General features: G+C 67.1%; 24 protein-coding genes. 1 reads left to right on the forward strand and 23 read right to left on the reverse strand.

The genetic code is table 11. The annotated features are described in order from the left end of the window. Positions 1-5 precede the first annotated feature (5 nt). The 19 genes from RCF34_RS16315 to RCF34_RS16405 form a co-directional block, all read right to left on the reverse strand. Complete coding sequence (locus tag RCF34_RS16315; protein WP_308709100.1) at positions 6-1,238, reverse strand: beta-ketoacyl-ACP synthase; 1,233 nt, start codon at positions 1,236-1,238, stop codon at positions 6-8. Further along, on the reverse strand, positions 1,238-1,975 hold the full coding sequence (gene fabG, locus RCF34_RS16320) for a 3-oxoacyl-ACP reductase FabG (RefSeq protein ID WP_308709101.1): 738 nt from the start codon (positions 1,973-1,975) through the stop codon (positions 1,238-1,240). The genes RCF34_RS16315 and fabG overlap by 1 nt, the downstream gene beginning before the upstream one ends. Further along, positions 1,972-2,421: a hotdog family protein gene (locus RCF34_RS16325; protein WP_308709102.1), complete on the reverse strand. Its 450-nt coding sequence runs from the start codon at positions 2,419-2,421 to the stop codon at positions 1,972-1,974. Before RCF34_RS16325 ends, fabG begins: the two co-directional genes overlap by 4 nt. Further along, positions 2,418-3,602, reverse strand: a complete 1,185-nt coding sequence (locus RCF34_RS16330; RefSeq protein ID WP_308709103.1) for a beta-ketoacyl-[acyl-carrier-protein] synthase family protein — start codon at positions 3,600-3,602, stop codon at positions 2,418-2,420. Before RCF34_RS16330 ends, RCF34_RS16325 begins: the two co-directional genes overlap by 4 nt. After that, positions 3,599-4,099: a hypothetical protein gene (locus RCF34_RS16335; RefSeq protein WP_308709104.1), complete on the reverse strand. Its 501-nt coding sequence runs from the start codon at positions 4,097-4,099 to the stop codon at positions 3,599-3,601. Before RCF34_RS16335 ends, RCF34_RS16330 begins: the two co-directional genes overlap by 4 nt. Beyond that, entirely contained in the window at positions 4,096-5,343 is a 1,248-nt protein-coding gene (locus tag RCF34_RS16340) for a tryptophan 7-halogenase (RefSeq protein WP_308709105.1), read from the reverse strand. Before RCF34_RS16340 ends, RCF34_RS16335 begins: the two co-directional genes overlap by 4 nt. Beyond that, positions 5,336-7,660 (reverse strand): hypothetical protein, encoded by a 2,325-nt coding sequence (locus RCF34_RS16345; RefSeq protein WP_308709106.1) that lies wholly within the window; start codon positions 7,658-7,660, stop codon positions 5,336-5,338. Before RCF34_RS16345 ends, RCF34_RS16340 begins: the two co-directional genes overlap by 8 nt. Next, the gene (locus RCF34_RS16350; RefSeq protein WP_308709107.1) at positions 7,657-8,241 is read right to left on the reverse strand and encodes an outer membrane lipoprotein carrier protein LolA; all 585 of its coding nucleotides are present in this window, start codon (positions 8,239-8,241) and stop codon (positions 7,657-7,659) included. The genes RCF34_RS16345 and RCF34_RS16350 overlap by 4 nt, the downstream gene beginning before the upstream one ends. Then, positions 8,229-8,663: an acyl-CoA thioesterase gene (locus RCF34_RS16355; protein WP_308709108.1), complete on the reverse strand. Its 435-nt coding sequence runs from the start codon at positions 8,661-8,663 to the stop codon at positions 8,229-8,231. The genes RCF34_RS16350 and RCF34_RS16355 overlap by 13 nt, the downstream gene beginning before the upstream one ends. Beyond that, positions 8,656-10,182 carry an aromatic amino acid ammonia-lyase gene (locus RCF34_RS16360; RefSeq protein WP_308709109.1) on the reverse strand — a complete coding sequence of 509 codons (1,527 nt, stop codon included), beginning with the start codon at positions 10,180-10,182 and terminating at the stop codon, positions 8,656-8,658. The genes RCF34_RS16355 and RCF34_RS16360 overlap by 8 nt, the downstream gene beginning before the upstream one ends. Continuing rightward, entirely contained in the window at positions 10,172-11,044 is an 873-nt protein-coding gene (locus tag RCF34_RS16365; protein ID WP_308709497.1) for a glycosyl transferase, read from the reverse strand. Before RCF34_RS16365 ends, RCF34_RS16360 begins: the two co-directional genes overlap by 11 nt. 44 nt (positions 11,045-11,088) lie before the next feature. Further along, complete coding sequence (locus tag RCF34_RS16370; protein ID WP_308709110.1) at positions 11,089-11,826, reverse strand: glycosyltransferase family 2 protein; 738 nt, start codon at positions 11,824-11,826, stop codon at positions 11,089-11,091. Then, entirely contained in the window at positions 11,823-13,469 is a 1,647-nt protein-coding gene (locus RCF34_RS16375) for an AMP-binding protein (protein WP_308709111.1), read from the reverse strand. The genes RCF34_RS16370 and RCF34_RS16375 overlap by 4 nt, the downstream gene beginning before the upstream one ends. Beyond that, positions 13,466-14,038: a hypothetical protein gene (locus RCF34_RS16380; protein ID WP_208694001.1), complete on the reverse strand. Its 573-nt coding sequence runs from the start codon at positions 14,036-14,038 to the stop codon at positions 13,466-13,468. Before RCF34_RS16380 ends, RCF34_RS16375 begins: the two co-directional genes overlap by 4 nt. Positions 14,039-14,048: 10 nt before the next feature. After that, a complete protein-coding gene (locus RCF34_RS16385) occupies positions 14,049-14,303 on the reverse strand; it encodes an acyl carrier protein (protein WP_308709112.1) in 255 nt (84 codons plus the stop codon). Between the two features lie 10 nt (positions 14,304-14,313). Further along, positions 14,314-14,574 carry a phosphopantetheine-binding protein gene (locus RCF34_RS16390; RefSeq protein WP_007161049.1) on the reverse strand — a complete coding sequence of 87 codons (261 nt, stop codon included), beginning with the start codon at positions 14,572-14,574 and terminating at the stop codon, positions 14,314-14,316. After that, positions 14,567-15,334 carry a lysophospholipid acyltransferase family protein gene (locus tag RCF34_RS16395; protein WP_308709113.1) on the reverse strand — a complete coding sequence of 256 codons (768 nt, stop codon included), beginning with the start codon at positions 15,332-15,334 and terminating at the stop codon, positions 14,567-14,569. The genes RCF34_RS16390 and RCF34_RS16395 overlap by 8 nt, the downstream gene beginning before the upstream one ends. Continuing rightward, positions 15,334-16,053 (reverse strand): beta-ketoacyl synthase chain length factor, encoded by a 720-nt coding sequence (locus tag RCF34_RS16400; protein ID WP_308709114.1) that lies wholly within the window; start codon positions 16,051-16,053, stop codon positions 15,334-15,336. Before RCF34_RS16400 ends, RCF34_RS16395 begins: the two co-directional genes overlap by 1 nt. A gap of 368 nt (positions 16,054-16,421) precedes the next feature. Continuing rightward, complete coding sequence (locus RCF34_RS16405; protein WP_308709498.1) at positions 16,422-17,657, reverse strand: MFS transporter; 1,236 nt, start codon at positions 17,655-17,657, stop codon at positions 16,422-16,424. Positions 17,658-17,820: 163 nt separating this feature from the next. On the opposite strand from RCF34_RS16405, the gene RCF34_RS16410 reads away from it, so the two are divergent. Further along, a complete protein-coding gene (locus tag RCF34_RS16410) occupies positions 17,821-18,705 on the forward strand; it encodes a LysR substrate-binding domain-containing protein (protein WP_308709115.1) in 885 nt (294 codons plus the stop codon). Positions 18,706-18,736: 31 nt separating this feature from the next. Here the strand turns inward: RCF34_RS16410 and RCF34_RS16415 are convergent, their stop codons facing one another. The 4 genes from RCF34_RS16415 to RCF34_RS16430 form a co-directional block, all read right to left on the reverse strand. Further along, entirely contained in the window at positions 18,737-19,303 is a 567-nt protein-coding gene (locus tag RCF34_RS16415) for a DUF4276 family protein (protein ID WP_308709116.1), read from the reverse strand. 1 nt (position 19,304) lies between these two features. After that, positions 19,305-20,540, reverse strand: coding sequence for an ATP-binding protein (locus tag RCF34_RS16420; protein WP_308709117.1), 1,236 nt, complete (start codon positions 20,538-20,540; stop codon positions 19,305-19,307). Further along, a complete protein-coding gene (locus RCF34_RS16425; protein ID WP_308709118.1) occupies positions 20,537-22,399 on the reverse strand; it encodes an NERD domain-containing protein/DEAD/DEAH box helicase in 1,863 nt (620 codons plus the stop codon). The genes RCF34_RS16420 and RCF34_RS16425 overlap by 4 nt, the downstream gene beginning before the upstream one ends. Positions 22,400-22,730: 331 nt before the next feature. After that, positions 22,731-23,123, reverse strand: coding sequence for a globin domain-containing protein (locus tag RCF34_RS16430; RefSeq protein WP_308709119.1), 393 nt, complete (start codon positions 23,121-23,123; stop codon positions 22,731-22,733). Between the last annotated feature and the right edge of the window lie 123 nt (positions 23,124-23,246).

The following is a 23,246-nucleotide window of genomic DNA, read 5'->3' on the forward strand; positions in this document are numbered from 1 at the left end:
GGCCATCAGGACCAGCGACGGAAGATCAGCGAGGTGTTGACCCCGCCAAAGGCGAAATTGTTGTTCATCACATGCTCGGTACGCAGCGCTCGCGGCCCGCCGCGCAGATAGTCCAGCTCGCCGCACTGGGGGTCCAGGTCATCGAGGTTGAGCGTGGGCACGAACAGCTCTTCGTTCATCATGGCGATGCTGAACCAGGACTCCAGGGCACCGCAGGCACCCAGGGTATGGCCCAGGTAGCTCTTCTGCGAGCTGATGGGCATGCGGGTGCCGAACAGCGCCTGGGTGGCGCGGGTCTCGGCGATGTCGCCCTGTTCGGTGGCCGTCCCGTGGCCGTTGACGTAGCCGATGGCCTCCGGCGTCAGCCCGGCGTCTTCCAGGGCCAGCTCCATGGCGCGCTGCATGGTGGCCTGCTCGGGGCGGGTGGAGTGCTGGCCGTCGGCGTTGCTGCCGAAGCCGACGATCTCGGCGTGGATGTGCGCGCCGCGCGCCAGGGCGTGTTCCAGCTCTTCCAGCACCAGGATGCCGGCGCCTTCGCCGATCACCAGGCCGTCGCGGCCGCGGTCATAGGGGCGCGGCGAGGTGTGGGGGGCATCGTTGCGCAGGCTGGTGGCATAGAGGGTGTCGAAGACCATGGCCTCGCTGGGGCAGAGTTCTTCGGCGCCGCCCGCCAGCATCAGCGGCAGGCGCCCGAACTTGATGGCCTCGTAGGCGTAGCCGATGCCCTGGCTGCCGCTGGTGCAGGCGCTGGAGGTGGGGATCAGGCGGCCCTTGAGACCGAAGAACAGGCTCAGGTTGGCGGCCGCCGTGTGCGGCATCATGCGCACATAGGTATTGGCATTGAGGCCCACCGCGGCGTCGCTGAGCAGCATGTTGGCCAGCGCCTTGATGTCGTCGGTGCTGCCGGTGGACGAGCCGCAGGCCACGCCCATGCGACCATCGGCGATGCTGGGATCATTGAGCAGTCCGGCATCGGCCAGGGCGCGCTCGGCGGCGGCCACCGCTAGCTGGGAGACGCGGCCCATGCTGCGCAACTGCTTGCGCGTCCAGTGGCCGGGCACCTGGAAGTCGAGGATGGGCCCGCCCAGGCGGGTGTTCATCTCGGTGTAGCGATCCCAGGCGTCCATGCGGCGGATGCCGCTGTGGCCGGCCAGGAAGTTGTCGCGGATGGTCGGCCAGTCACTGCCCAGGGCGGTGACGCCGGCCATCCCGGTGATCACGACGCGACGGCCGGTCATCAGCACAGCCCTCCGTTGACCGCCAGCACCTGGCGGGTGATGTAGCCGGCCTCGGGGGCGAGCAGGAAGGCCACGGCGTGGGCCACCTCCTCGGGGGTGCCCATGCGTCCGGCCGGTATCATCTCGAGGATCTTGTCCACCGGCACGTGCTCGTCGAGGATCTCGGTGTCGATCAGCCCCGGAGCCACGCAATTGACGGTGATCTTGCGCTTAGCTAGCTCCACCGCCAGGGCCTTGGCGGCGCCGATCAGGCCGGCCTTGGAGGCACTGTAGTTGACCTGGCCGCGATTGCCGATCAGCCCGGAGACCGAGGTGATGCAGACGATGCGCCCGGGCGCGCGGCGGCGGATCATCGGCATGACCACCGGGTGCAGCACGTTGTAGAAGCCGTCGAGATTGGTGCGCAGGACCATGTCCCAGTCTTCGCCGGTCAGCGCCGGGAAGGCGCCGTCGCGGGTCAGGCCGGCATTGCAGACCACCCCGTAGTAGCCGCCGTGGGCTTCGGTGTCGGCGTCGAGGATGGCCGCGCAGGCGGCGCGGTCGCCGACGTCGAATTGCAGCACCCGCGCCGTGCGGCCCAGGGCCTCGACCTCGGCGCGGACGGCCTCGGCTTCCTCGCGACGGCTGCGGCAGTGCAGCACCAGGTCGTGCCCGGCGGCGGCCAGGCGCAGGGCGATGGCGCGGCCCAGGCCGCGGCTGGAACCGGTCACCAGGACCGGAGCGGGGGCGACGCTCATGGCGCGGGCTCCTTTAGATACAGATCCGCGTGGGGCGGACGATAGACGTTCAAACGGGCGCTGGCCTGACAGCCAGGACCCTGCAGGTGGCAGTCGAAGATGGCCATGCCATCGTCGTTCTGCAGTGCCGGCTGGGCCTGGATGCGCAACTCACCGCCGGCGGGAAAGGCTGCCACGTCGCAGGCGAACTGGCGGGTGCCGAGCAGGAAACCCAGGGCCGGGGCCTCGCCGCGGCGCCGCGCCTGGCAGCCGGCGAAGGCGGCCACGCTCTGCGCCATCAGCTCCACGCCGATCCAGGCCGGCAGGGCGCCGTCGGCGTCGGTGAAGAGTCCGGGACGCACCACCAGGCGGGTCTCGATGCCCTGGTCGTCGCAGGCGAGGATCTCCTCGATCAGCAGCATGTCGCCGGCGTGGGGCACCAGCGCGGCGAGGGGCCAGGGGATCATGGCGTGGCTCCGAGGATGAGGCTGACGTTGCTGCCGCCAAAGGCGAAGCTGTTGCTCATGGCGTGGCGACGACCGTCCAGGCGGCTGTCGGCGTGGGTCAGCGCCAGGCGTGGCAGGGCCGGATCGGCTTGGCCATCCCAGCGCTGCGGCGGCAACTGGCCGGCCGGGTTGAGGACCGGGTCCAGGGTCAGCCAGGCGAAGGCGGCTTCCAGGGCGCCGGCGGCGCCGAGGGTATGGCCGGTCAGCGGCTTGGTCGAGGAGCAGGGCACCCCGGCCGGGAATACCTGGTGGGTGGCCTGGCTTTCCATGGCGTCGTTGTGTGGCGTGGCGGTGCCGTGCAGGTTGAGATAGCCGATATCGCCTGGCCGCAGGGCGCTGGCACGCAGGGCCACCTGCATGGCCTGGACGGCACCGCGGCCGCTGGGATCGGGGGCGGAGATATGGTGGGCATCGGAACTGGCGCCGCCGCCGAGCAGCGCGATGGGGCCGGGTTCGCGGGTCAGCAGAAACAGCGCCGCCCCCTCGCCGATGTTGATGCCACAACGATTGACCGAGAAGGGATTGCACAGCGACTCGCTGACCGCTTCCAGGGCGGCGAAGCCGTTCAGGGTCAGGCCGCAGAGGCTGTCGACGCCGCCACAGAGCACGGCGTCGCAATGGCCCTGGACCAGCAGCCGGCGGGCGCTGAGCAGGGCGCGGGCGCTGCTGGTGCAGGCGGTGGAGAGACCATAGCAGGGGCCGCTCAGGCCCAGGTAGCGGGCGAGGAAATCCGCCGGCGCCACCAGTTCCTGCTGGGCGTACTGATAGCCCTCGGGCAACTGGCCGCTGCGCTGGTGCACGGCGATGCCCAGGCTGGCCTCGTGGATGCCGGAGGTGCTGGTGCCCAGCACCACGCCGATGCGCGCGGGGCCATGGCGCTCGATGGCCTGGCGCACCTGGAGCTCGATCTCGGTCAGGGCCGCCAGCAGGAGCTGGTTGTTGCGACTGAAATAGGGCGTCCAGGCCGCTGGCCAGGCCGGCAGCGGGGCGGTGACGGTACCCACCGGTGGCTGGCGCTCGGGAATCCAGCCCGGGGTGGGCTGCATGCCGGCGGTGTCGCCGGCGAACAGGCCGCGCGCCACCTCGGCCTTGCCCTGGCCCAGGGCGCAGAGCAGGCCCAGGGCATTCAGGTAGGCGCTCAAGGCGCGGACTCCGGCAGCAGGGTCAGGCGATAGCGCGACCCGTCCGGCGCCTCCAGCTCCAGGCGGTCGGCAGCGGGATAGCGTACTTGCCAGTCCTTGAGGCGGCGGCTGCCGTCGGCGGCCCTGTGCCAGTCGCCCGCGGCATAGGCCCGCGGCAACTGGTCGGCGGGGGTCAGGGCGAACAGCAGCACGCTGAAGAAGGTGCGCGCCCGGGGATTGGGCGGTAAGAGGCCGTCGGCGTGCCAGGCGCCGTCGAGCAGCCGCTGGCGCCCCTGGGGCACGCCCAGGGGATCGAACAGGGAAAAGCGCAGGGCGGCGCCCTCCGGCTGGATGGCCAGCAGCAGGGCGTCGCTGCCCTCCACGGTCTGGCGTTCCACCTGGTAGACCAAGGCGCGCGCCAGCGGGGGCGGACTGCTGGGCAGCGGCGGCTGGCTGGCGCAGGCGGCGAGCAGCAGCAGGCAGGCCAGCGCGAAGACGAGGGGACGGGGCAGGGTCATGCAGGATGGGCCGAATTCAGCTGGCAGAGCTCGACGAGCAGGCGCAGGCGCCGCTTGGGCTCCTTGACGAAGGGGTTGCGAAGATCCCAGGCGTAGCCGGCGAGAATGGCGCAGATCATGCGCCTGATCTCGGGATCGGCGTGTTCGAAATAGATGACGTCCTGGAAGCTGCCATCGTACCAGCCCTCCACATAGGCACGGAACGTATCGACGCCCGCCTTGAGCGGTCGGGCGAATTCGCCCTCCCAGTCCACCGCCTCGCCACGCAGCTGGCGATCCACCAGCGGCGCGGCCAGGCTGGCCGAACGCAGGGCGATGGTGACGCCCGAGGAAAACACCGGATCGAGAAACTCGGCGGCGTTGCCCAGCAGGGCGAAGCCGGGGCCGTGCAGGCGCTTGACGTTAGCCGCATAGCCGGCCAGCTCGCGCACCGGGGTATCCCAGACCGCATTGTGCAGCACCCGGGCCAGGCTCGGGGTCTCGGCGATCCAGTCGCGCAGACAGGTGGCGAGATCGGGGGCGCGTCCGGCATGGCGCTCGGCGGCGGCCACCACCCCGAGCGAGGTGCGGCCATCGCTGAACGGAATGGTCCAGAACCAGACGTCGCGCCAGATCGGGTGGGTGGTGATGAGGATGCGTTCGCGGTCGAAGCCGGGATCGTCGATGCGATCCTCGACATGGGTGAAAAGGGCGCGGCGCACCGGGAAGTCCGAAGGGGCTTCCAGGTCCAGCAGGCGGGGCAGCACCCGCCCGTAGCCGCTGGCGTCGAGCAGGAAGTCGGTGGTCAGCGCATAGGCCTGGCCGTCGTCGCCCAGTACCTCGAGGCGGGTCCTTTCACCGCCTTCGCCCAGGGTCACGGCGGTCACCCGCTCGCCGTAGCGGATCGCCACGCCCTGACGCGCGGCGTCGTCGGCGAGGAGCTTGTCGAAGGGGCCGCGCTGGACCTGGAAGGTGCGGCGCCCGCCACTGTAGGTGTCGCGAAAGTCGAAGTCGGTGTAGCGCTCGCCCCAGGCGAAGGCCGCGCCGAGCTTGGTCTGGAAGCCGGCGGCTTCGACCGCGGGCAGCATCCCGGCTTCCTCGACGAAGTCCAGGCTGTGGGAGAGCAGGCTCTCGCCGATGGAAAAGCGCGGAAAGTGCTGGGCTTCCAGCACCAGCACCGGATGGCCGCGGCGCCTGAGCAGGGCGGCGACCACGGCGCCGGCCGGGCCGGCACCGATGACGACCAGGGGATGATGTTCAACCATGACGAAGGTCCTTTTCGTGGGAGACGGGGGGCGAGGCCCAGGGCGCCAGCAGGAAGCTGAACACCAGCCCCAGGCTGATGGCCAGGCCGAAGTTGGCGATAGCCGGGGTACTGCTAAGCATCAGCAGGCCGAACGACAGCCAGCTGCCGACGCCGGACAGCAGGCCGCCGAGCAGACTCACCGCTGCGCCACCGATGGCCTCGTGCATGAGGATGGCGTAGTCCACGCCGATGGCGGTGATGAGCAACAGGGCGAAGAGGCTGAACAGGGTCAGCGGCTGACCCAGCCAGCCCAGGCAGGCCAGGGCCGCAAGGGCTGCCAAGAGCGGCAGGCAGACGATACGCAGTGCCGCACGGCGACCGAAGGCCCAGAGCAGCAGGAGCAAGATGGCCGCCGAGGCCAGCAGCTTGAGCTCCACCGCCAGGCGCTGGGTATGGAGGAACAGCCCGCGCAATTCGCCCAGGCGATCCACCAGCTGCACGCCGGGCAAACCCTTGGCCACCGTCTGCAGGACCTGGGCGTTGCCCAGGCCTTGCAGGCTGACCAGGCCGGCCGCGCCGCCATCGGCCCTGCGGCCCAGCCAGAGCGGTCGCCAGGGTTCGCCCAGGGGGCCGGCTAGGGCCTGGTCGAGACTCAGGTCGGGTAGCTGATGCAGTTGCCTCAGCTCGGCGTCCAGCGCCTCGGCCGGAATGCCTACCGCCCGCAAGGGTTGCAGGCGCTCGCCCCAACCGGCCAGGGCCTGGCGCAATTCGGCCTGGGCCGCGGCGGGGGCGACCAGGCCGCTGAGGGCGCGATAGCCCTGCAGCTGGCCCTGACTGACCAGGCTATCCAGGCGCTGACCTAGGGCGGCCTGGCGGCGCAGCACCTCATCGGCATCCACCCCGCGCACCAGGAAGAACTGGCTGGTGGGTTGCAGCCCGGTAAGGCGGGCGATGGTCTGGGCTTCGCGGGTCAGGGTCGGGTCCTGGCCGAGCCAGAGGCGCAGGTCGTTCTGCAGGTGCAGTTGCCAGACGCCCGCGCCGCAGAAGGCCAGCAGCGCCAGGAGCAGCGGCAGGCTGCCGGTGCGGGCCAGCAGCCGCAGCCGCAGGTCGAGCAGGCGCTGCATCAGCCGCAGGGGCGCGGCGGGCGGCGCCAGGTCCAGGCGTTGCCACCCGGCCGGCAAGAGGCAGACGGTGGTGAGGTAGGCGCCGATCAGGCCGGCAGCGGAAAACACCGCGACCTGGGTCAAGGCCGGGAAGGGCGTGCAGGCCAGCGCCAGGTAGCCGAGCAGGTTGGTGGCCAGGCTGAGGGACAAACCGGGCAGGGTCTCGCGCAGGATGGCCGTGGCGTCCCAGGGGCCGCCCTTCCAGCTCTTGCTCAGGTAGTGCAGCGGATAGTCGGCGGCCACCCCGGTCAGGCTGGCGCCGAGGATCAGGGTGAGGGCGTTGATCTGACCGAACAGCGCCACGCAGGCGGCACTGCCAGCCAAGAGGGCCACGCCCACGGCCAGGAGGCTGAGCAGCACCCGCCAGCGGCGGAACAGCCCCAGCAGCAGGGCCAGGGTACCAAGGGTGGCGAGGCCGCCGATCAGCGACATCTCGCGGCTGGCGGTGGCCTGGCCGGCGGCGGCGTATCTCAGGCCACTGGCGGCGAGCAGTTGGCCACCGTCGGCGACCACCTCACGGCGGGCGGCCTCGATCAGGACTTCCACCTGGGGCGGGGCGTCGAAATCGAAGGCATCGGCGCGGGTACGGGCGCGGACCAGGGCCCAGGTCAGGCCGTCGCCCTGGGTCAGCAGCAGGCCGCTGCCAGCGTCGAATTGCACCTTGCTGGCCGGGGTGAGCTGGCGCTGCACCAGCAGGCCGAGGCCGAACCAGTCTTGCTCCAGGGGCAGGGCGCCGGCGCCGGCGAAGGGATCGAAGAGGGCCACGGCGCGGGCTTGCAGATAGCTGTCTGGATCATGCAGGAGCTGGTCACGCGCCGGCCCCGGGGTCAGCGCCAGGCGACTGGCCAGCAGTTGCTGGCGCAGGCCGGGCAGGTCCGGCGTCAGCTGCCATTGTACCTTTTCGAACAGCGGCTCCTGGGCCCAGGCCCGGCCCAGGCGTTCGGCCAGGGCGGGCACCCGCTCGCGCTGGGGATGACCCACCAACAGGAGCACCTCACGATTGAGCGGCTCGGCCATCCGCGCCTCGGCCTGCAGGGTGAGGGCATCGCCAGCGCCCTGGGGCAGCAGCGCCAGCAGATCGGCGGCCACCGGCGGGCCATGGCGCCACTGCCAGGTGCTGAGCGCCAGCAGGGCCAGGAGCAACAGCAAAAAGGGGCGCTGCAGCCGGGTCACTGGAAGGCCGCGCGCTGCTCGGCGCTCAGGGTGTCGCCAGGCTGGCCGTCCAGCCTGAGCAGGCTGCGATCGCCCTGGGTCTCGCGGATCTCCACCTGTTCGACCAGGGCGCCGCCCTGGATGAGGATGCCGTCGAACACCTGCTTGAGCAGGGCGCCGCGCGGGGTCAGGCGCAGCTGCCAGTGGCTGGCGTCGCCGCTCAGGGCCAGCTCGAAGTCGCGCTCCAGGCCGCTGCGATCACCGCCGAGCACGGCCAGGAACAGCGCGCTCTGGCGCGCGGCCAGGTCGCTGCCGGGCAAGGGCGTCCAGCCCGTCGGCGTCTGCTTGGCGATGGCGCCCGGGGTGATGCGATAGGTCTGCGCCAGGGGCTTTTCCAGCCGCCACAGCAACCCCAGGCCGCGGGCCAGGGTGAAGTGGCCGCGGCTGGTGAGCGGTTGCGGCAGGGCGCGCAGGTAGCGCTGCTGGACGAAGCTGCCCTCGACCGCCGCGGGGCGCGCCAGTTGGGCGGCCAGGTCGTCGAGGTCGAAGGCCTGGGCCAGGGGCGCGGCCAGGATGAATAGCAGAGCGATCAGCGTGCGCATGCCAGGGCCCTCTCCACGGCGTCGATGAAGACCCTGGGCGAAGCCAGCTGCATCTCGCGGCTGGCCAGGTCCACGGCGACTTGCACGGTGCTGGCGCGGGTCAGGCGCTCACCGGTGGTGGCGTCAGTGATCAGGTAGTTGAGCTTGAGGCGATGCTCCCACTCCACCAGATCGGCGCGGACGCGGACGCGTTGCTGGAACAGCAGGGGGCGGATGTAGCGGATCTGCAGGTCGATCACCGGCCAGCCATAGCCGGAGTCGCGCATCTGCAGGTAGTTGTGGTCCAGGCGGTCGAGCAGGGCGCAGCGCGCCACTTCCAGGTACTTGACGTAATGGCCGTGCCAGGCGATTTCCATCATGTCGACGTCGAAGAAGGGGATCTGCATCTCCACCTCCACCTGCAGGGCACCGGTCTTACGCATAGAGCCTCCAGTGGCGGGCGCGGATCAGGGTCAGGGTCTGGCGCAATTCGGCTTCCAGGGCACGGTCTTCGATCAGCGGCGGGAAGGTCTCGCCCAGCGCGCGGTGCATGGCGGCCAGGGGCGCGGGCGGTTGCACGCCCCGCTCGCACCTGAGCCAGACGCCCTGCTGGGCGGCCAGCAGGGTGGCGGCGGCCACCTGCTCGGTGAGCTCCAGCACGCGCAGGGCGTCGCGGGCGGCGATGGTGCCCATGCTGACCTTGTCCTGGTTGTGGCATTCGGTGGAACGGGAGAAGACGCTGGCCGGCAGGGTGCCCTTGAGCGCCTCGGCGGTCCAGGCGCTGGCGCCGATCTGCACCGCCTTGAAGCCGTGGTTGAGCATGGCGCGTTCGGCGGGCGCGCCGGAGAGATTGCCCGGCAGGCCATGGTTGTAGCGGGCGTCTACCAGCAGGGCGAGCTGGCGGTCGAGCAGGTCGGCGACGTTGGCCACCAGGGTCTTGAGGCTGTCCATGGCGCAGGCGATGTGGCCGCCGTAGAAGTGACCGCCGTGCAGCACCCGCTCGTCCTCGGCATCGATCAGCGGATTGTCGTTGGCGCTGTTGAGTTCGGTCTCGATGAACTGGCGCAGCCAGGGCAGGCTGTCGGCCAGGACCCCCAGCACATGGGGCGCGCAGCGCAGCGAATAGCGATCCTGCAGGCGGTGCAGGGGCGCGGCCGGCCCCTCGGCCGCGAGGTCCGCGCGCAGCCAGGCGGCCACCTGGCCCTGGCCCGGATGCGGCTTGGCGGCGAACAGGCGCTGGTCGAAGTGCTCGGGATTGCCGGCCAGGGCCACCACGTTGAGCGCGGTGATGCGCGTGGCCAGGCGCAGCAGGTACTCGGCGCGGGCGAAGGCCAGGCAGGCCAGGCCGGTCATGACCGCGGTGCCGTTCATCAGCGCCAGGGCTTCCTTGGGCCGGAGCACCAGGGGCGTCCAGCCCAGCTCGGCATGGACATCGGCCGCTTCCCGCACCTCATCGCGCCAGCGCACCTGGCGCTCGCCGCAGAGGGCGGCAGCCACGTAGGACAGCGGGGTGAGATCGCCACTGGCGCCCACCGAGCCTTCCTCGGGAATCAGCGGCAGGATGTCTTCGCGCAAGAAAGCGGCGAGGCGTTCGAGCAGCTCGACCCGCACCCCGGAGACGCCCTGGCACAGCGACTGCAGCCGCGCCGCCAGCACCGCGCGGGTCGCCGCCGGGTCCAGGTGGCGACCCAGGCCGCAGCCGTGGAAGGTGTAGAGCTGGCGCGGCAGCGCCTCGACCTGGGCCAGGGGTACGGCGACCACGCAGGAATCGCCGTAGCCGGTGGTGATGCCGTAGACCGAACCCTCGCGGGCCAGCAGCGAATCGACGAAGCGCGCGCCGCGGGCGATGCCGTCGCGAAAGGCCGCGTCGTCCTGCAATTCGGCCTGGGCCCGGCCCTCGGCCAGGGCGACCAGGTCTTCGATGGCGAGGGCCTGGCTACCAAAGCGAACACTAGCGTTCATCGCGACTCCAGAAGGGATAGAAGTTGAACCACTGCCGCGGCGCCTTGAGGCAATGGGCGGCAAGGCGCTCGGCATAGGCCTGGGCCAGGCCCTGGATGCCGGCGGCACGCTCCTGGCGGCGCCAGGCCGGGGCCGGGGCGAAGTCTTCCAGGTAAAGGTGGTAGCCATCCTCCTGGCGGAGGCAGAACAGCAGGTTGGTCGGGCAACGCAGCAGGTGCGCCAGCAGCCAGGGGCCCTGGGGGAAGGGCGCCGGGGCGCCGAGGAAGTCCACCTCGACGGTCCGGCTGCCATGCAGCGGTACCCGGTCACCGGCGATGGCCAGCCATTCGCCGCGCTCCAGGCGTTCGCTGAGCTGCAGCATCACCGCCGGGTCCAGTTCGCTGACCTGGATCAGCCGCAGGTCGCTGGCGCCGGCTTCCTCCAGCAGACGATTGAAGGCCTCGGCGTGGCGGGTGTGCACCAGTACGTTGAGGCGTACCCGCCGCCCGAGCTGGGCCAGGGCGCGGCAGACTTCGAGGTTGCCCAGGTGGGCGGTGACCAGGATCTCGCCGCGCGGACCGTGCATGCGGCCGTGCACCCGATCCGGGTCGTGCAGTTGCACCTGATCCAGGCCGAGGCGGCCGTTCCAGGCGTCGAGCTTGTCCAGCAGGGCTTCGGCGAAGGCCATGAACTGGGCATAGCCGCTGCGCCAGCTGGGCTGCAGGTCGGGACGACCGCTCCAGCCGGCCAGGCGCTGCTGGTAGTCGCGGATGCCACGGCGGGCGCGGGCGCCGAACAGGAAGAAGTACAGCACGATCAGCCGCAGCAGCGGGGCGATGGCGCGGCGGCCCAGGTGCCGTGCCAGCCAGGCGGTGAGGCGCATCAGCACCGGACTGCCACGCTCGCGCTGCTGCGCCCAGTGGCCGCTCACGGGCGCACCCGGCGCCAGAGCAGGCGCGGCGCGCGCAGCAGCATGCCGAAGAACAGCCGGGTGTGCATGCGCGAGATCAGCACGTTGTCCTGCCAGAGGCGAAAGTGCGAACGGCCATCCAGCGGATAGTGCACCCGGGTCGGACGCCAGCGCATGGGCTGCTCGCGCCAGGCCAGGCGCACCAGGATCTCCGGATCGAAGTCCATGCGCTTGCCCAGGCCGCCGGCGCGGATCACCGCCAGGGTCGGCGCCAGCGGATAGACGCGAAAGCCGCACATGCTGTCGCGGATCGCCAGGGACAGGCTGTTGATCCACACCCAGACATGGGTGAGGTAGCGGGCATAGAGCCGGCCCTTGGGCACCGAGTCGTCGAATTGCGGGTAGCCACAGATCAGCGCCTCGGGATAGGCCTGGGCCTCGGCGAGAAAGGCGGCCACGTCGGCCAGGTCGTGCTGGCCGTCGGCATCCACCTGCAGGGCATGAGTGAAGCCCAGGCGCTGCGCCTCGGCGAGACCGGCCATCACCGCGCCGCCCTTGCCCTGGTTGACCGGCAGCCGCAGCAGGTGGACATCGGGTTGCGTGGCCAGCTCGTCCATCACCCGGGCGCAGGCGGGGCTGGAGGCGTCGTCCACCAGCACGCAGGGCAGGACGCGCTGGCGCAGCGCCTGGACCACCAGCGGCAGGGCATGCTCATGGTCGAACACCGGGATCACCGCGCAGGCACGAAAGCTCATGGCTGTGCCTCCTTGAGCAGGATGCGCCCGGAGGAGCAGGCCGCCGTGCCCTGGCGAAAGGCGAAGTGCAGCTTGCGGCGGGTGGCGTCGAAGTGGAAGGTCAGGGTCACCCGGTCGCCGGGGCGCAGCAGCTGTTGGAACTTGAGCACCTCCATGCCGGCGAAGTCCGCTGGCAGATCCAGGTGCTGGCGGGCCAGGCGCTGGGCCCAGCCGACCTGCACCACGCCGGGCACCACCGGCGCCGAGGGGAAGTGGCCGGAAAAGAACGCCAGGTCCGGGGCGACTTGCAGCTCCAGCCGCCAGCCGTCTGCGGTCTGCTCGACGCTCAGCGGTTCGATGTCCACCGGCCGTGGCTGGGCCAGCAACCGCTCCACCTCGGCCTGGGCCAGCTTGCCCTGGGCGCTGTAGGGCAGCGCCAGCAGCAGGCGCCAGCGGCGCGGCAGGGCGATGGCCTCGCAGTGGCCGACCAGGTGTTCGCGCAACTCGGCCACCAGGGCGCGGCGACCGCCATTGCGCAGCTGGTGCAGGCCGCTTTCGCTCAGGGCGACCAGGGCGCCGAGCAGGGCGCGACCCTGCTGCACCACGCCCAGGCGGACGTCGGCGATGGCGGGGTGGCCGAGCAGGCGTTCTTCCAGGGCCGGCAGGGCGATGCGCTTCTCTTCCAGCTTGACGATGCGATCCAGGCGCCCGAGCAGTTCGAAGCGACCATCACCCAGCAGGCGTACGCCGTCCATGGTCTGCTCGCGCAGGCCCTGGGGCAGATAGGGCGAGGTCAGCCAGAGGGCGCCGTCAGCGTCCTGGCCCAGTTCGATGTCGGTAAAGGCCTGCCAGGACTGCGGGCCCTGGCGCCAGGCGATGCCGCCGGTCTCGGAGCTGCCATAGACCTCGGTAGGGTACTGGCCGAAACGACTCTGGCAGGCCGTGGCCGCCGCCTCCGGCAGCACGCCGCCAGAGGAAAACACGCGGACCACCTGAGTGAGGATGGCGTCGTCGAGGTTTTCGCCCAGGCGCTTGAGCAGCGCTGGGCTGCTGATCCACACCACGCGGCGGCCCGCGCGCAGCAAGGCGGCGGTATCGCGCTGCAGTTCCTCGGTGAAGGGCAGTGCCTGGCGGGCGAAGGAGCGCCCGGCGCAGAGCGGCCAGAGCACGCGGAACAGCAGGCCATAGATGTGCTGGGTGGAAACGCTGCCGAGAATGGTCGCCTCGCCGAGGGACGCGCCCCAGAGGCGCTCCAGGGCGGCGACCTCGTTGGCCAGCTGGAACAGCTGCTTGGCGATCAGCTTGGGCGCGCCGCTGGAGCCCGAGGTGCTCAGGGTCAGCAGCGGCGCCTGGAGGTCGAGCGCGGCGGGTGTCAGGGGCTCGGCAGCGGTCCAGCCGGCAAGATCGTCGAGCCAGGCGTCGAGCGTCGGCGCCAGGCGCGCGCGGGTGGCGGGCTGGGCATCGGCCGGCAGGACGACCTCGACCCCGGCGCGCCAGGCGCCGAGCAGGGCGCAGGCCAGGTCTTCGGCATCGTCCAGGTGCAGCGCCAGACGCTTGAGGCCAGCGGCCTGGAAGGCCGCCGCCAGGTGCAGGGCGCGCTGCCTGAGGGCCGCATCCAGCGGGCTCGTGGCGCCCAGCAGCGCGGCGAGAGGGGTGAACGTCATGGCAGCCTCCGCACGCGCTGGCGGACCAGCCATTCACCGGCGAACAGCAGGCCCATCAGGCCATAGGCGATGACGCCGGTATAGAGCGTCCACCAGGCCAGGGGCGCCCAGAGCGCCAGGGCAGCGGCGGTGAGCGCATTGAACAGAAAGAACAGGCACCAGACCTGGGTCACCCGCCGGGTGTAGCGCACCGCACGGGGTGGCAGCTCGGGCTCGCGCAGCCGTGCCAGGCGCTCGATCAGCGGCTGGCCGCGCAGCAGGCTCAGACCGAATACCGCCAGCAGGAAGAGGCTCAGCAGCACCGGATACCAGCGCAAGAGCACGGCGGCGTCGCTCAGGGCCAGCAGCAGGCAGAAGCCCAGGGCGACCAGGGCGGTGCCGCGTTGCAGGCCATTGAGGCCGGGTTGCAGCAGGCGCAGGCCCCAGAGGGCACCGAGGCCGGCGGCGAACAGCCGTGGCGACAGGTGCTGCAGGCCGAAGTAGACGGCGAAGGGATAGGCCAGGCCGAGCAGGAGCAGCAGGGCACTGGCGACCAGGCCCAGGGGGGAGCGGGAAGGCAGGGCACTCATAGGCGGCGGATCAGGCGTCCGCCTGGCTGATGCGATGGACGGCCTCGACCACGTCACCCACGGTGCGCACCTGGCGGAATTGCTCGGCGGCGATCTTGTGCCCGGTCTGACGGCGTAGGTGGTCGATCAGGTCGACGGCGTCGATGCTGTCGATCTCCAGCTCCTCGTAGAGGTTGGCCTCCAGGGTCACCCGCTCGGGCTCCAGCTCGAAGAGCTCGACCAGGGCGCTGTGCAGGGTCTCGAAGATGGCTTCACGGCTTTGCATGGCGATCTCCTCAGGCGGCACGCTGGGCGGCGACGAAGGCCGCGAGGGCGTTGACGTTGGCGAAATGGGTGCGGGTGTCCTTGGCTTCGGCGTCGATGCGGATGCCGTAGCGCTTCTGGATCGCCAGGCCCAGCTCCAGGGCGTCCACCGAATCCAGGCCCAGGCCGTCGCCGAACAGGATCTGGTCGTCGCCGATGTCGTCGACGGTGACGTCCTCGAGGCCGAGCGCCTCGATGATCAGGCCTTTGAGCTCGAGGTTGAGATCAGTCATGGTTGCCGGTTTCCTTCAGATAGAGCTGGTGCAGCTGGTCGTTGAGTTCACGCGACGCCAGCGGCAGCGGCCGCCCGGCGAAGGTGGAGGGGTCTATGTCGGCGCCGACGTCCAGTTGGAAATCGAAACGCCGGGACGGAATGCGGTACCAGGGCGTGGCCTTGGTCAGGGTGCTGGGCACCACGCGGATGATCACCGGGGTGATGCAGCGGGCGCCGCGCAGGGCGATGGCCGCGGCACCGCGATGGAAGCGCGGCGACTCGCCGGGGGTGGTGCGGGTGCCCTCGGGAAAGATGATCAGCGTCTGGCCCTCACGCAGGGCGTCGGCGGCTTCGTCGAGCATCTCGGCGCTGCCGTTGTTGCTGATGTAGCCGGCGGCCTGGATCTGCCGCTTGAGGTAGGGATTCCGCCAGAGGCCCTGCTTGACCACGCAATTGGCGTCGGGCACCAGGCCGATGAGCACCACCACGTCGATCAGCGAGGGGTGGTTGGCGATGATCAGCTGCCCCTGACGACCCAGGCGCTCGCGGCCCTGGATGCGCAGGTTCATCACCCGGGTCAGTACCATGAAGGCGACGAAGAAGCGGAACAGCCGGGCATTGGCGCGCCGCGCGCGCTGGCGGCGGCGCAGAGGATCGCCCGGCAGCACCAGCAGCACCGGCAGGATCAGCAAGCGAAAGACCAGGGCGCCGCAGCCGAACACCACAAAGTTGAGACCCGTGGCCAGCAAGCGATAGCCGTAGTCCAGGCGGCCGCTCATCAGCAGGCCTCCGCCTGCCAGTGCCAGGCACGCCCGGCATAGGCGAGGTGCCGCTCGCCGCGCGCTTCCAGCAGGCGCAGCAATTCCAGTGCGTGCGGCCAGGCGCTCGTCCCGGCGTCCGCCGGGGCCGGCTCGCCGCTCAGGCCATGGCTGCTGCCAGGCGTGAGCAGCAGGCCCACGGCATAGGGAAAGGGGACGTCGTCGATCTGGGGCGCATAGAGGGTGGGCGGCGCCTCTTCGGCGATCACCACCAGCACCCCGCTGGCGCCTTCGGCGAGCAGGGTGCAGGCTTCCAGTACGGCATGTTCGAGGCCGTCGCGACCGGTGGCCAGGGCGTTCATCTCGCTGTGGTCGCCACGCAGGATCGACCACTGGCCGATGATGGCGTTGTGCACCGAGAGGCTGAACTGGGTCGGGGAGAGCGGCTCGCCGCGGGCCAGCTCCTGGAGGATGGCCAGGGTGCGCGGGGTCTCGCCGTGGCGCGAGGCGAAGATCAGCGGCAGCGGCGTGCCATGGGCATCGGCCAGCGGCCAGGCCACCTGGAAGGTCATGCGCGCCAGCCGGCTGAGGCGGCGCCGCTGCATGGCCGGCAGGAAGCTGGCATCGGGTTGGCTGCCATCGTCCGCCGGACGCCAGGGCGCGGCGCACCACTGCCGCCAGGCGGCCTGGTCGCCAAGACCAGGTGCCCAGGCGCGCCAATCGCTAATCTGGAAGTGCATGTTCACAGCCGAATCTACCCCGGAGCCTACGTGCTTGCCGTTTCATCTATCCCTGATGAGCAGGGTATTGCAGCGTTCGGCGCGCATTATCCAAGCGCCTTCTACCCTAGGCAAACATTTGCATGAACGTTGCGAAGAGGTAGTGGTCGCCCGCGTTGAACCAGGAACAGGCTAGCGCGGCGGGGAGGTTGGAGCCCCTGGCAAGGGCGTGAAACGCCGCTCCGTGCGACGAGCGGCAGTGCAAGCCGCGATTTGGCGGGGGCGGACGAACGTAAAGGCGAAATCGTCGCTGACGGTTATCGCGATCAGGGCTGCAGGGGCCGCGCCAAGGCCGTCGTCTTCACGACGGGAGCGGTCTACACCTGTCGTCACGCCGCTGGCAGCGGCTGCAACCTGGACAGGCGGACGGCCCCGGCCAGGGCCGCGAGCAACAGGGCGCCGATGAACAGGCCGACGCCGGTCCAACCCCCCAGGTGCCAGCAGACACCGCCCAGGGTGCCGGCCACGCTGGAGCCGGCGTAGTAGCTGAACAGATAGAGCGAGGACGCCTGGCCCCGCGCCTGGCGCGCCCGCCGACCCACCCAGCTGCTGGCCACCGAGTGGGCGCCGAAGAAGCCGAAGGTGAACAGCAGCATCCCCGGCAGTACCAGCCACAGCGGGGTGAACAGGGTCAGCAGCAGGCCACAGAGCTTGAGCACGATGGCCGCGGCGAACACCCGCCGCCGGCCGAAGCGATCGGCCAGGCTGCCGAACTTGGCCGAGCTGTAGATCCCCGCCAGGTAGACCAGCGACAGCACGCCGATCCAGGCCTGGCTCAGGTGATAGGGCTCGGCCAGCAGGCGATAGGCGATGTAGTTGAACAGGGTGACGAAGGCGCCCATCAGCAGGAAGGCCTCCAGGAACAGCCAGGGCAGGCCGGCATCGCGGAAGTGCAGGGCATAGCCGGCGAGCAGGCTGCGTGGCCGCAGGGGCCGCGGCTGGAAGCGCTTCGAGGCCGGCAGGCTGCGCTTGAACAGCAGCGCCGCCACCAGGGCCAGCACGCCCAGGGCGCCGAGGGCGATGCGCCAGGAGACGAAGTCCACCAGCACCCCGCTGATCAGCCGGCCGGACATCCCGCCCAGGGCGTTGCCACTGATATAGAGGCCCATGGCATAGCCCAGGTGCTCGGGATGCACCTCTTCGGCCAGGTAGGTCATGGCAACTGCAGCCACCCCGGCCAGCGACAAGCCGACCAGGGCGCGGGTCACGAGGATGCCGTCCCAGGTCGGCATCAGGGCGCTGAGCAGGGTGAAGCCGCCCGCGGCGAACAGCGCATAGACCATCACCGACTTGCGCCCGATGGCATCGGAAATCGGCCCGGTCACCAGCAGTCCGCACGCCATCAGCCCCGTAGCCAGGGACAGCGACAGACTGCTGGCCGCGGCGGTGAGGCCGAAGGCCTGGGAAAAGATCGGCATCAGCGGCTGCACGCAATAGAGCAGGGCGAAGGTGGCGAAGCCGCCGCAGAACAGCGCCAGGGCGGTGCGCAGGAATTGCGGGGTACCCTTTTCGATGAAGGCGTCCGGCACGTGCTGCGCCTCGTTGGCGGCAGGGGGGGGGTCCAGCGGGGAGGCAGGTGGCGTAGCGGATGACCGGGACGTGTTCACGGGTACCTCGATGGCGAGTCGGGATTACAGGTCTGACCTCGCTACCCTAGGTTGATAGCCTTCATATGGCCAATATATTGTCCGTCTCGATTGATAGGTTTTACGACTCAATGGAGACGACATGGAATTGCGCCACCTGAGGTACTTCGTGGCGGTCGCCGAGGAGCTGCACTTCGGGCGCGCCGCCCAGCGTCTGAATCTCTCCCAGCCGCCGCTCAGTCAGCAGATCCAGGCCCTGGAGACCGAACTGGGCACCCGCCTGCTGGAACGCACCAACCGACGTGTCGCCCTCACCGAGGCCGGCCGGCTGTTCCTCGACGAAGCCCGGCAGATCCTCGCGGCCAGCGAGCGCGCCGCCGAACGGGTCCGCCGCGCCGGCCGTGGCGAGACCGGGCAGTTGCAGGTGGGCTTCAGCGCCTCTTCACCCTTCGTCGCCACCATCCCCAAGACGCTGTTCGCCTATCGCCGCGCCTATCCCGAGGTGCGCCTGCAACTGCAGGAGATGAGCAGCCGCGAACAGATCGATGCCATGCTCGCCGGCAACCTGCAGATCGGCCTGATCCGCCCCATCGAACTGCCCGAGAGCCTGATCTCGGTCGAACTCTTTCGCGAACCCCTGGTGGTCGCCCTGAGACACGACCATCCGCTGGCGCAGCAGGGCACCGCGCCGCTGCCGCTTGCCGCCCTCGCCGAGGAACCCTTCGTCTATTTCCCGCGCAGCTTCGGCACCGGCCTCTACCAACAGCTCCACACCCTCGCCGCCCGCGCCGGCTTCACCCCGCGCATCGTCCAGGAGGCCAGCGAAGTCCTCATCATCCTCGGCCTGGTCGCCGCCGGCCTCGGCGTCACCGTACTGCCCGCCACCTACCAGCGCACCCAGATGGAAGGGCTGGTGTATCGGGAGCTGGACGATCCCGAGGCGACCTCGGCGGTGTGGTTGCTCAGGCGAAGGGATGAGGTGTCGCCGCAGGCGGAGGCGTTTGTGGGATTACTTTTATCGAAATAGATAACCGTATGCCCTTATCGTTTTCGTTTGACTAGCGGGCCACTTTTTCTGTGATGTACTTTTCAAAATCTCGATAGGATGGGCAGTTTGCTAGTTTTGAAATATCAATTTTCTCTGCAATTTTCTTATTGTGTATTGTATTGATATAGGTTTTATTGCTGTGCTTTTTGATTAGTTTTTGCAAATGCTCTTTTGGTGATTTAATGCTCTCGACATCGCTCGATATACGCATTTCTCCCTTTATGGAAAATATTGTCTTGATGGCGCTAGGGTCTGATAAAAGCCAGGCTTCTAGCTCTTCTGTTGGTATAACTACATGTGTTTCTTTAAAGTTGCAGTTTAGTATCCTTTGTTCTATTTCTTTTCTTAGAAGCGCTTCTTTATTGCGGTCTAGGTCATGAAATATTATTACATGCGTACATCCTTGCATGCTTAGGTTGTCAACCCACGCACTGCATTTTGTTTTTAGCTTTCCACAACCTTTGCCAACAAAGTGTTTGACTGAGAATTTATTCTTTTCCATGTATTTTGATATGAGTTCTGTTATGACCTGGATATCGCTTAGGTCTTCGGCGATAATTCCTATTTTTATACTCATTTTATAGCGCCCCGTGTTTCCAGTACTCACCAAGGCCACCCTCATTTCTGAGGTATTCTCTTAGAGCTTTTAGTTCTTCATTGCTTAGTCTTTTCTTGATATTTTCAATCTTTGTGCCTTCTTCGGTTCTGTCTACTTTAAATACGCTCTCAATTTCCAAATGATCCAGTAATTGGTCAGAGTGAGTCGATATTATTATTTGTTTTTCTTGCGCGTATAGTTTTATTAGTTGAATTATGCTTGATAGTAGTCCGTGGTGGACGCAGACTTCTGGCTCCTCAATGAGCATCAGTGGGCTATGATCTTTTATTAGGTAGAACAGTATTCCAAGAGTCCGGAACGTTCCCTCAGATAACTGGCTGGGCGATAGGGAGTTTTCAAGTATTTTAAAGTTTGGAATTATTAAATTGTTTTTCTTTTCTTTGGTTGTAATGTGTCCGCCAACGGTTACTTTATACGTTGAAGCCGATGTCTGAATTTCTTGGAATGAAAGTCCGTCAATTAGGTTTAGCCCCTCTGGTCCAACCAGTTCAATAAAATGGTTGTACTCGTCAGAGTCTTTTTTGTAAGCGTCATATAGGTCGTAAAGAAATTTTTTATGCCCCGTAATGGAAATTCCACGGCGCGCACCAGACTCGCTTTCAACCTCAAAGGATATTGGACAGCTAGAGGGGTTGGTGAAGATTGATGCGCTATAGTAACTAATTGATTGGGCAAAATGAGCAATATCATGTAGAGCTTCCGTTGCAAGTTTTCCGGCTTGCTCTGATCGATAGAAGTTGCCAAGAAATTCAGCTAGTTCTTTTCTTATGTCGTGTCCACTGTAGCGGTAGTTTTCTAATATAATAGATATTGGTAGATTGATTTTCTTCCGGCTTTTTGTTATTTGATAAAAGCTCCAGCTTTCTCTGCTATTTAATACTTCGTCTTCATTTTTTTCGTTGTTAACAAGGTTTACCTTGGCTTCATAAGTGATTTTGTACGTTTCCCATTCAAAAGTTACTTTTAGTAAGCAGTCTGAAGAGAATGAGTCAGGGCTGTTTTTCCTGTGGTTTTGGTATCTTGATGTCGATAGTGAGTTTAATAACTGAAAGGCGCTTAGTATTGTTGTTTTTCCGCTTCCATTTGGTCCTATTAATGATGATAATCCAGAATTTGGCTCGAATTGAGTATCTATGCAAGATCTATAATTCTTTATTTCTATCTTTTTAATTTTAACTTTTTCGACTTTGTTCATTTTTGCTCCTTGTGGGATTGGTATATGGTTGTCTTTAATTTCTTTGTAAACGAAGATTCTGTTTTAAATGTCATCACCAACCGATCAATCGCCCGCGTCATCGCCACATACAACAACCGCGCCTCATCCGCCTCCGGCTCGCCCTGCTTGGGCATTTCGCCTAGGCCTGGAATCAGCACCAGGCCAAACTCCAACCCCTTGCTGGAGTGCATGCTGACGATCTTCAGGCTGTCTTCGGCGTCGTAGAGTTGGGCGCGGCCCTTGTTGCTGGCGCCGGAGCGGTAGGGGATGGCGACCTTCTTGAGTTCGTATTCGGCCTGGTAGGCCTGGCTGCTGCTGCGATAGAGGATGGCCATGTCGCTGAGCAGGCGGCCGTTTGCCTGTTCGTCGCGGATGCGGGCGATGAGCAGGTCCCATTCCTCGCGGTCGCTGCCGCACTGGATGAGTTCGGGGAAGGGGCCGCGGCGACCGGCGCTTTCCGGGGCGATCAGGGGCACGCCGTCTTCGCTGGCGTCGCGGCGGGTCAGCAGCTCGGTGGCGAAGGCGCGGGCGACAGCGAGGATTTCCACCGTGTTGCGGTAGTTGAGCTTGAGGATGGTGGTGCGGCCCTGGGCCTGGATGCCGACGCTGGCGAAGCTGAAGTCCAGCGCCTTCTTGCCGCCCTTGCCGCGGTAGATGGCCTGGGCGTCGTCATAGAGCACCAGCAGCGACTGGGTGCTGGGGTCGACCATCTGCACCACCAGCTGGAACCACTCGGGGGCGAAGTCGTGGCCTTCGTCGATCAGGACGGCGCTGTACTGGCCGCGGGGGATCTGGCCGCGGTCGACGCCCTCGATGGTGCGCAGCACGTACTGCTCCATCTTGGCCGCTACCGGCAGGCGGTGGTCCGGTTTGTCCACCTGGTAGGCGGTGAGCATCTCGGCGCACCAGCCGTGGAAGTGCTGCACCACCACCCGCTCGCCGAGGCCCTTCTGCTCGATCACCTGGCGCAGCCGGCCGGCCAGGGACTTGTTGTAGCAGAGCACCAGGATGGGTTTGACCGAGACCTTGGCCAGGTGGGCGCAGCGATAGCCGAGGATCATGGTCTTGCCGCTGCCGGCGGCGCCATGGATGACGCGGTGGCCGTCGCCCAGGGAGCGGGCCAGCTGTTCCTGCTGCAGGTCCATGACCTTGATCAGGCTGGGCAGCGGTGCCTCGGCGGCGTCGAACAGGCCGAATTGGCCGGGCTGGCTGTTGACCCGCACCTCGGGGTAGAGGTGATAACGCACCCGGTCGATCTGCGGCAGGGTGAGGGCGCAGGGAAAGACATGGGGGAACATGTCCCAGAGGCGCTGCTGGAAGGCTTCCGGGTCGGCGGACTCGGTCATCTCGTCCTGGAAGAGCACGCGCTGGGGATCGAGGACGTCGGCCAGGTCGGTCTGCTCGAACTGGCGCCGGGTGATGCCGGTGAGCACCACGCCCCAGCCCCAGGGCATGATCAGCTGGCCCGGATGGGGCGAGCCGGCGCTCTGGCGCAGCAGCGGGTCCTTTTTCAGCAGCAGGTCGACTTCGAGGATGTAGGAGCGGGCTTGCAGCAGGGGATTGGCGACGGTCTTGAGGCCGTCCTGGGTATGCAGGCGGACCTTGCCGTGGGTGACGGATTCCAGGGTGGCCAGCTTCCAGTCCTTGACCTCCAGCACCAGGATGCCGCGGCGCGGATGCAGTACGACGAAATCCGGGTAGCGCGCCTTGGGGCCGACCGGGACGTTGCTCCAGCAGAGGTAGTCGTCTTCGAGCAGTTTTTCCAGGCGTTCGGCGAAGCGACGCTCACCGGGGGTATCGAACTGGCACTGGCTGCGAGCGGGGAAAAAGCGGGCCATCGGTCATCCATTCCGAGAGGCGGCAGGGCGCGGTAAAGCGAGACCTGGCGCACAAAAATCCTTTCGTCATACGTTAGCCAGGCAAGGGGCGGCGGGTAAAGCAGGGCAGGGCTTTTCAGGAGTGATTGGCGCTGTTGGCCGACCGATGGTGGCTGGCAGGTGGCCGGTATTCGGATCTTTTGGTGTTGGTATGGGCGTTTGTTAGAGGTTTGGTTTGCCCTCACCTCGGCTCTCTCCCTGGGGGAGAGGAGGCGTTCGGGCAGGGGCGTTGCTTTGGGGCGTTGGGCTTCGACAGTTGAGCGCAGCGAAGCCCAGCAGGGCCCAGGCCGGCTCAGTAGTGGCTGCGCATCACCGCGATCCCGGTCTCCAGCACCTCCCGCCATTCCTGGCGCAGCGCGGGAGCGAATTCGGGATCGTGCTGGGCCAGGGTGGCGAGCAGGCAGTCGACCCAGAGTTCGTAGAGTTCGGGGCCGATGTCCAGCCGCGCCCGGCAGTGGCTTTCGCCGAGCTGGCGCAGCTTGGTGGCGGGCATGCCGCGGGCGACCAGGACCAGGTTCATGATGCCGTGGCGCAGCAGCAGCTGCTGCGCGGCCATGTCGGTGTGGGCGAACTTCTCCCGTACCCGCGGCGAGCTGGCCAGGAAGCGCTGGTAGAAATCATCGAAGAAGGCAGGGCTGGCGCAGCAGCGTCCATAGCTCAGCATCACGTTCTGGGCCGGCAGCATGCGGATTCCTGGGCAGGCACGAAACGGCGCAGCCTGCCTGAGCACGGCGGCTATCGCCTTGATCCGGGTCAAGGCGCCGGCCAATCGACCGCTCTGAAACATTTTGAACCAACTCACATGGCC

Origin of the sequence: Pseudomonas sp. 102515 (assembly GCF_031085165.1) — a bacterium.
Taxonomy (GTDB): domain Bacteria; phylum Pseudomonadota; class Gammaproteobacteria; order Pseudomonadales; family Pseudomonadaceae; genus Chryseomonas.